We start from the raw sequence: 2,101 nt of genomic DNA, 5'->3' as shown, positions 1-2,101 counted from the left end.
CAGGCGATGAGTCGATTTATTATCGAGTTCGGGGAACGCCTCGAAAAGCATATTAATTAAATGGCAGTTACACAGAATCTGTTACAGGCTCACTAAAACGCTCCGAATTCGGAGCGTTTTTTCTTCCAAACAATAACGTCTAATCGGATAAAGCCCCCTTAATTTTCTCTTTCCGCCGTTTATCTGGCCGATTCTTTTCCTTCGCACTTCAATCTTGTCGCCCTTCACTTTAAGATACTCGTTAGCAATCACTTTATACGCCACATCTACAAACCGTAGACTTGGGAAAAGAGACAAGGAGACCTCCTCATCATGGCCAGTTTTGCACTTGCGTTTGGCACCGCCACTAAAAACAAAGACGGAAAAATCATTGAAGCATTCTTTCCGACTCCAGTACTAAATCCATCAGAATCTTTAGTTGCCGCGCTGGCTGATATCGTTTCTTACCAAGAAGGCAATGAAGCTTTCAACGTTCAAGCTAATCAATGCGAAGCCATTGCTTCTGCACTCTCAGCCGCTGACGAACAAGCTGCTGCCGCTTTCGCAGCAAAAGCTGCGTCTTCAAGCCAACCATTAGTGCTAGTTATCTTGGCATCAGACGAAAAACCAAGCAGCGTATCAGAAGGTTTCTTGAAGCTTCAGCTGATTTCTCAGCGTCTTGCTAAGCCGCACAGCATTGTACTTGAAGGCATTTTTGGTCTGCTGCACAACATCGCATGGACCAACAAAGGCCCAATCGATCTTCCTGAGCTTGCTGATCGTCAAATCGAAGCGCGTTTGGCAGGTGAGAGCCTCACTGTAGATTGCGTAGACAAATTTCCTAAAATGGTTGATTACGTTGTACCTGCTGGTGTGCGTATCGCTGATACATCGCGCGTTCGCTTAGGCGCACATGTGGGTGAAGGCACAACAGTTATGCACGAAGGTTTCATTAACTTCAATGCAGGTACTGAAGGTGTGAGCATGGTTGAGGGTCGTATTTCTGCAGGTGTTATGGTCGGTAACGGCAGCGATATCGGCGGTGGTGCGTCTATCATGGGCACACTGAGTGGCGGTGGTCAGCTTGTTATCTCTATTGGTGAAAACAGCCTACTAGGTGCAAACGCAGGCCTTGGTTTCCCTCTGGGTGATCGTTGTACCATCGAATCTGGTCTATATGTTACCGCAGGTACCAAGGTGACCATGCTAGATTCAAGCGGCGCTGAAGTTGAAACCGTAAAAGCACGTGACCTTGCTGGCAAACCAGACCTACTGTTCCGTCGCAACTCAGTGACCGGTAAGATTGAGTGTCTGACTAACAAGTCTGCCGTTGAGCTTAACGCAGAGCTTCACGCGAACAACTAAGATTTTCGTAACAGATAGCAAGAAGAGAAAGACCAGCCTAAGCTGGTCTTTTTTGTGTTTTTCAAACAATAATTAGAAAATCTTTCCGGCTTCTAAGCCTGTTTCCCAGTTGTCTTCATACAGCCAACCTTGAGGGGCATCATCAATACAAACACTGTTTCTTGGCTTACCCGAGATACCTGCGTGATAACCATTGTCGGGTTTACAGTATTCTTTAACATGGGCTTCATACGCAGTCTGATACTCACTCTGCTGCTCTTTATCAGAAGCACCTAGCGATGTTAAATCTTGTTCTGAGCGCGCTTTTCTTCCAGCTTCAACATCATAGTTGGCCAATCCAACCCAATCTTCCGCAGTTGAAAGCTCCGCAATGCGCTGACTCGCACACCCCATTAACCCAATGATCAGCAATAGGCTTACCAGTAGATATCTCATATCAATCTCCTACTTCCTCTGATATGCAGTATATAGAGTAAACCTGAACAAACGCCGTACAATTTCGTTATTCATTGGATGAACTCAAGACGTGAGAGTGCGAGAGTGTCTTTGGGCTCGTTCAGATCAAGATATATGTGCGCGTTTTTTTCTTCGCTTTTTCCTAGGTCCCAGAACCTGCTCTTCCCTCTCTTCTTTATCTGCTCTTCCTACCTTTTCTGCTCTTTCTCTTCCCTCCTCTTCCCTCGCGTTCTTATTTCTCGTTTCTGCTCTATTTCCTGCAGACGTAAAAAAGCCCTGACCGTTAGGTCAGGGCTTTTTC

Annotated in this window: 2 protein-coding genes; one reads left to right on the top strand and one right to left on the bottom strand. The window is 46.0% G+C overall.

The annotated features are described in order from the left end of the window. Positions 1 to 312: 312 nt before the first annotated feature. Positions 313 to 1,344 carry a 2,3,4,5-tetrahydropyridine-2,6-dicarboxylate N-succinyltransferase gene (gene dapD, locus BM082_RS24460; RefSeq protein ID WP_017014303.1) on the top strand — a complete coding sequence of 344 codons (1,032 nt, stop codon included), beginning with the start codon at positions 313 to 315 and terminating at the stop codon, positions 1,342 to 1,344. A 72-nt stretch (positions 1,345 to 1,416) separates the two neighbouring features. On the opposite strand, the gene BM082_RS24455 is transcribed toward dapD, so the two are convergent. After that, on the bottom strand, positions 1,417 to 1,779 hold the full coding sequence (locus BM082_RS24455) for a DUF2799 domain-containing protein (RefSeq protein WP_017014304.1): 363 nt from the start codon (positions 1,777 to 1,779) through the stop codon (positions 1,417 to 1,419). Between the last annotated feature and the right edge of the window lie 322 nt (positions 1,780 to 2,101).

It is taken from the genome of Enterovibrio norvegicus DSM 15893, assembly GCF_900115495.1.
Classification (GTDB): Bacteria; Pseudomonadota; Gammaproteobacteria; order Enterobacterales; family Vibrionaceae; genus Enterovibrio; species Enterovibrio norvegicus.
The sequence above is the reverse complement of the archived record's forward strand: the minus strand, read 5'-3'. Positions and strand labels throughout refer to the sequence as shown.